Source organism: Nonomuraea sp. NPDC050404 (assembly GCF_040655495.1).
In the GTDB taxonomy this organism is placed as follows: Bacteria; Actinomycetota; Actinomycetes; order Streptosporangiales; family Streptosporangiaceae; genus Nonomuraea.
This window is the reverse complement of sequence record NZ_JBFAKB010000102.1, coordinates 1-1,411: the sequence shown is the minus strand read 5'-3', so window position 1 is coordinate 1,411 and position 1,411 is coordinate 1. Positions and strand designations below refer to the sequence as shown.

Annotated in this window: 2 protein-coding genes; both read right to left on the bottom strand. The window is 38.6% G+C overall.

Annotated elements, in window-relative coordinates:
- Positions 1-98 precede the first annotated feature (98 nt).
- A complete protein-coding gene (locus AB0I81_RS64055) occupies positions 99-788 on the bottom strand; it encodes a Crp/Fnr family transcriptional regulator (protein ID WP_011834689.1) in 690 nt (229 codons plus the stop codon).
- Positions 789-873: 85 nt separating this feature from the next.
- A partial coding sequence (locus AB0I81_RS64050) for a hypothetical protein (protein WP_360680726.1) occupies positions 874-1,411 on the bottom strand: 538 nt, incomplete at its 5' end.

Sequence of the window (1,411 nt, the reverse complement as noted above, 5' to 3'; positions counted from 1 at the left end):
ACCCTTTCATTTTGTGTGTAAATATTTGACATTGGTCCAATCTGGCATTAGGTCTGGATCTTGTGTAGGATCAGAATCTATTGGCTCTTTAGACCATTTTAAGCGTAATCATCTTCAAGGCTATCAATATCTAGTATTTTGATTATCTTTCCTCGGCGCTCAATGAATCCTTTTTCTTCGAGTATTTTGAACTTACGAGAAATAGTTTCGGGAGTTGTTCCGATGAACGTTGCAAGATCTTTCATTTTCATTGGAATCATAACAGAATTTGAATCTACTACTTTGACGAGTTGCAAAAGATAATTAGCGATTCGACTTTCAACATCTTCCATCATGAGAAATTGTGCTTGATATTGCATTTCCGCAGCTCTTCTCACGGTGGTTTCAAGCAATTTCAAACTGAGCTCGGGATATTTTAACAACAAATTTTTGAAATCTTGTTGTCGCAAAAAGCAAATTTGCGTTTCTTCCAATGTTTCACCATAGAGATTATCATTCATTACTCCAAACAAGGCGTCTTCACCTGCGTATCCACCAGGTTCAATCACACGTAGTAACTGCTCTTTACCAGCACTAGAAAGCTGGTATATTTTCAAGGTACCATGCGCCACAATTGCAAGTTGAGGCACTGCAAAGGGGCTGATGACTGTTTCACCTTTTTCAAAAATTTTATGATTAACAACCTGCTCAACTTGCACTAATTCACTTTCTGAAAGTAAACCAAATAGTGGCACGAGCTGTACACAGTGGTGTTCATGATGACTAAAATGATGTTTATACTTACTCATTTTGGGGATTCTCCTTATCTTATTATCGCGCTAAAATTATCAAACTGCAAGCCTCATTCAACTAAAGCCTACAGTTTCGTAAAAACTAATTATCATTATCTTCATCTTCGTCATGAAAATCAGCAACGCTTTTACCCAAGTCACCTGCCAAGTTGCGAATAACTTGAAGATTGTAGCCGTAAAGTTCGACTACACCAGCCGCCAAAGCAAATTTTTCTTCTTTGTTTGCTAGCTTGATTGCTCGCGTAATGAACATATTTTGTGCTTGGAAATCCACAATGAAGCTTTCAAGCAGATCTTCATCAGTCCAATATTTGGCTTTTGGATCCTCGGTAATGAACTTGTGATACTTTAAAAATTCTTCAGTTGTACTTGGTACAATCTCATTTTCATCAAGAAGTAAATCCGAAATTTTAAAGAAATATTCAACTTCCTTTTGTGCAATTTCACGTAAATACTCACACTTAACTGGGCTTTTCGCGTATATTCCTGCTTGAGTCAGTCGTATATTTTCTATGAACAAATTGGATAAGACATGTCCTAGCATCGCACCAGCCGTAGGTTTCCGCAGGTCGGCCCTGATCCACCGGCTCCCGGCCAGAGCGGCACTCATCGGAGGTCGA